Source organism: Actinomadura sp. GC306, from assembly GCF_004348665.1.
In the GTDB taxonomy this organism is placed as follows: domain Bacteria; phylum Actinomycetota; class Actinomycetes; order Streptosporangiales; family Streptosporangiaceae; genus Spirillospora.
Map to the genome: position 1 here is coordinate 1 of NZ_SMKM01000495.1, position 1,970 is coordinate 1,970.

Consider the following 1,970-nt stretch of genomic DNA (forward strand, 5'->3'; position numbering starts at 1 on the left):
GTTCGCGGGGGGTGTGGCGGGGCGCGCGGACGCGGCGGCCTCCCGTTCGGGGGGCCGCCGCGCCGGTGTCACGGTGTGGGCCTCGTTACAGGTACTGGCCGGTGTTGGCGACGGTGTCGATGGATCGGCCGGCTTCGGAGCCCTTGGTGCCGGAGACGAGGGTGCGGATGTAGACGATCCGCTCGCCCTTCTTGCCGGAGATGCGGGCCCAGTCGTCGGGGTTGGTGGTGTTGGGCAGGTCTTCGTTCTCGCTGAACTCGTCGACGCAGGCGGCGAGGAGGTGGGTGACGCGCATGCCCTTCTGGCCGGTGTCGAGGAACTGCTTGATGGCCATCTTCTTGGCGCGGTCGACGATGTTCTGGATCATCGCTCCGGAGTTGAAGTCCTTGAAGTAGAGGACTTCCTTGTCGCCGTTGGCGTAGGTGACCTCGAGGAAGCGGTTCTCCTCGCTTTCGGTGTACATGCGCTCGACCGTGGCCTGGATCATGGCTTCGATCGTGGCGGCGGTGGAGCCGCCGTGCTCCTTGACGTCGTCGGGGTGGAGCGGGAGGCCGTCGAGGATGTACTTGGAGAAGATGTCCTTGGCGGCTTCGGCGTCGGGCCGCTCGATTTTGATCTTGACGTCGAGGCGGCCGGGGCGCAGGATCGCGGGGTCGATCATGTCCTCGCGGTTGGACGCGCCGATGACGATGACGTTCTCGAGTCCTTCGACGCCGTCGATCTCGCTGAGCAGCTGCGGGACGATGGTGTTCTCGACGTCGGAGGAGACTCCGGATCCGCGGGTGCGGAAGATGGAGTCCATCTCGTCGAAGAAGACGATGACGGGGGTTCCGGCGGACGCCTTCTCGCGGGCGCGCTGGAAGACCAGGCGGATGTGGCGTTCGGTCTCGCCGACGTACTTGTTGAGCAGCTCGGGGCCCTTGATGTTGAGGAAGAAGCTCTTGCCCTCCTGGCCGGTCTTCTCGGCGACCTGTTTGGCGAGGGAGTTGGCGACGGCCTTGGCGATGAGCGTCTTGCCGCATCCGGGGGGTCCGTAGAGGAGGACGCCCTTGGGCGGTCTGAGCTGGTGTTCGCGGAAGAGGTCGGCGTGCAGGTACGGGAGTTCCACGGCGTCGCGGATCAGTTCGATCTGGCCGCTGAGGCCGCCGATCTCGTTGTAGGAGATGTCGGGGACCTCTTCGAGGACGAGTTCTTCGACCTCGGCCTTGTGGATCTTCTCGTAGGCGTATCCGGACCGGGGTTCGAGCATGAGGGAGTCGCCGGCGCGGAGGGGTACTCCGCGGAGTGGTTCGGCGAGTTTGATGACGCGTTCCTCGTCGGCGTGCGCGATGACGAGGGCGCGTTCGCCGTCGTCGAAGAGTTCCTTGAGCATGACGACTTCGCCCTGCTCTTCGAACTCGAGTGCTTCGACGACGTTGAGGGCCTCGTTGAGCATGACCTCTTGGCCGCGCTGGAGGTCGTCGGCGTCGACGGCCGGGCTGACGTTGACGCGGAGTTTGCGTCCGCCGGTGAAGATGTCGACGGTTCCGTCGTCGCGGGCTTCGAGGAAGACTCCGTATCCGGATGGTGGTTGTGCGAGCCTGTCGACCTCCTCCTTGAGCGCCACGATCTGCTCGCGAGCCTCTTTGAGGGTCGCTACGAGTCGCTCGTTCTGGCCGGTTACGGCGGCCAGGTTGGCCTGTGCCTCATGGAGGCGTTCTTCCAGCACACGTACTTGGCGCGGGGACTCCGCGAGTTTGCGGCGCAGCACGGAGATCTCCTCCTCCAGGAAGGAGATCTGCGTTTGGAGGTCTCTGACCTCCTTTTCGTGCTGCGCCTTGCGCGCCCCAGCATCTTCCCGAGCGGCCACGCCCCGTCACCTCCTCACGAAGAGAGCCGACGACCTACTGAGACCCTACCTATCTGGAGGGCTTCCGTAACCTGCCCATTCGGTGTTCGTGTCGTGCGGGGGTGTTCGGGGGGCATTGGGA

1 protein-coding gene is annotated in these 1,970 nt (G+C 65.0%); it reads right to left on the reverse strand.

The window, feature by feature from the left end; all coding sequences use genetic code 11:
- Positions 1–85: 85 nt before the first annotated feature.
- Positions 86–1,849, reverse strand: a complete 1,764-nt coding sequence (gene arc / locus E1200_RS32955) for a proteasome ATPase (RefSeq protein ID WP_131956543.1) — start codon at positions 1,847–1,849, stop codon at positions 86–88.
- Positions 1,850–1,970 lie beyond the last annotated feature (121 nt).